Genomic DNA, 2,574 nt, shown 5'->3' on the forward strand with positions numbered 1-2,574 from the left:
CTGGCACCCCTCATCCTGGAAGCAACACTCGACCTCGACACCGGTAGCACCGTCTATTTCGCCGACGACTCTGACACAGCTCCGGCCTCCCGGGATGCTGTTCCCGGACGGGCGGTTCCCGGACACGCGGCACATGGCCAGTTGACCTCACAGCCCGATGCCAGACACCTTCAGGAGCTCATTCACGGCTGGGGAGTGGAACACGCCTATGAACTTGGCCTGGACAAAGCCGGAGGGAAAATCGAGATGGTCAGTGCCCGGGTCGTCTACCTGTGGGCCTCCGACGGGCAACCCCGACCGATCGTCGCCATCCAGTTCGCCCAGCGTCGGGACGACCTGGAAGATCAGCGGACCGACGACGCCGGCGCCCAGATCCCGCCAAATCAACGCGCAGCCATTCGCGCCGGCACCACCGTCATCGCCCGCGTGGACGGCCAGGTCGAATTCCTCGTCACCAAACCGCTGCCGCTTTCGGACCGCACAAAACTCGACGACCTGCCTGGGGACATCAAAGGATGCGCACTGGACTTCGACAAGGCCGGCACCGAACGGTTGCGGTCGATCCGCGACTGGATGGGCGAYGTCGAAGACATGGACGCGCTCTCGGCGTGGACCGTCGAACCGGCAACCCTCCGGCTCTCCTTCGCGCGCCTGCACGCCGGCCAGGACGGAGCCTGAGGATGCCAGCGTCCTCCGTCACCGTCCGCATGTACGACGTCGGCTTCGGCGACGCCTTCCTGGTCACCGTCAAACGGGACGATCAGGCCTGGCGGATGCTGGTGGACTGCGGCGTCCATAGCCTGGGCCAGGCGCGGCCACTCCTCGACGTCGTGCGTGCKATCATCTCCGACCTCACCGAGGCGGCCGGACCGGGAGGACCCCCCACTCTCGACGTGGTGGTGGCAACCCACCACCACGCCGACCACATCACCGGATTCGCCTACGACGACTGGGAAAAGGTCCAGGTCGGCGAAGTCTGGGTGTCGTTCGTCGAAGACGATTCCGACGACGACGCCAAGAGACTCAAGAGCGGTCTCGTCCGCGCAGCAACAAGCTTGAACACCTTGATCGGCCGTGCGCCCGCAGCGCTGAACGACGAAGCACGAACCCTGGCTCTCGGGATTGCCGGCACTCTGGCTCTGAATTCGCTGGGCAACGAGGACGCCATGGACCGCCTGCTCGGACGCAACGGCAAGCACTTCCTCAACGTCCCGACGATCCGCTACCTCCCGGACAAGATCGCGCAGCTCAACGTCATCCGCACACCACTTCCAGATGTCACCATTCATGTCCTCGGACCCTCACGTGACCCTGACCAGCTCAAACTCATGAACCCTCCCACGTCTGCCCGCTGGCTTGCCATGCAACAGGCTTTGGACGCCGAACCCGCGAGCGACTCCGCCGGCGGCCAGACGCCTGCTGCGCCCCTTTTCGCGGGGATCTACGGTGTCACGCCCGACGAAGTGAGCCACGACATCGGAATCGAACTTCTCAGCACCTTGGCAACCCTCAACCTCGCGGCCCTCCTCGACGACGCGAGCGAACTTCTGGCAGCGGCCTCCATCCTCGAGCGCTCCGTCAACAACACCAGCATCTACTTCGTTCTCGACGTCGAGGGCACCCGACTCGTGTTCGTGGGCGACTCACAAGAAGGCGCCTGGGACCATGTCCTTCAAGACACGGCGGCCCGCGCCCTCGTGTMAGACCCTGCCTTCTACAAGATCGGCCACCACGGCTCCCACAACGCCACCCCACGCGATTACGTCACCAGCGCCATCGGCAACCAGGGAACCTACGCGATGCTCCCCTACGGGAAAGTCGAGCAGTGGGGCGACATCCCGAACGGGGCACTGCTGGCCGCATTGACMACCATGAACACCCACATCGTCAGGGCTGATGCCCCGGTCGCCGAYGCCCGGGTTCACGTCGGACCCGGAAACCTCTGGAGCGAGATCACTTTCCMCGCGCCGTKAACGAGGCAGACCTCGCCAGACGTCCGGCACGGAGATGTTTTCACAGCACCGTCAAATTCATCAATATTGCCAGCGTCCCGTCGCAGCACCATCAAGATTGTCAGTGCCCCTTCATAGACTTGGAGTATGAAAAGCAGGGTGGCTTGGAGCGGGGACAGCGGGGTGGCGGTGGAGGCCGTTGCCGCGTCTGTTGCTGTGCTGGCTGCCTTGCTCGGGTCCGGCGCGGACCGGTCTGATCTGCCCGCCGCTGACGGGTCTGATCTGCCCGGCGCGGACTGCTCTGATTCGGCCGGCACCGGCCGGGATGCCGGCGGCCAGCGGCATGCCAGTCGGCTGCGGGGTGGTGATCCGTTGCGGGATCTGGCGGACGGGTTGCTGGACGGGTTGGCTGAGGTGTCCCGGTTGGAGGCCCGGACGGCGGCGCTGAAGGTTCAGCTGGCCGCCGACTACGCGCAGGCGGCCAGGTTCCTGGCCCCGCCGGCGGGCTCCGGGCGGGACCGCGCCGTCCAGGAKATGGCCCTGGTCGCCGAGGTGGCCTGTGTCCTGACCGTGAGCGAACGCACCGCCGGGGCGCTCTTGTCCGAGGCCCGGGCACTGACAA

2 protein-coding genes and 1 pseudogene are annotated in these 2,574 nt (G+C 65.7%); all 3 read left to right on the forward strand.

Going from position 1 to position 2,574, the window contains the following annotated elements; translation table 11 throughout:
- On the forward strand, positions 1–678 hold a 678-nt coding region (locus AC1DBQ_RS22860), incomplete at its 5' end, for a hypothetical protein (RefSeq protein ID WP_476930685.1).
- A gap of 2 nt (positions 679–680) precedes the next feature.
- On the forward strand, positions 681–2,090 hold the full coding sequence (locus AC1DBQ_RS22865; RefSeq protein ID WP_476930686.1) for a ComEC/Rec2 family competence protein: 1,410 nt from the start codon (positions 681–683) through the stop codon (positions 2,088–2,090).
- 9 nt (positions 2,091–2,099) lie between these two features.
- Positions 2,100–2,574 (forward strand): annotated as a pseudogene (locus AC1DBQ_RS22870) (hypothetical protein); the annotation flags it as partial.

The organism is Arthrobacter sp. 10T413_2 (assembly GCF_056394205.1).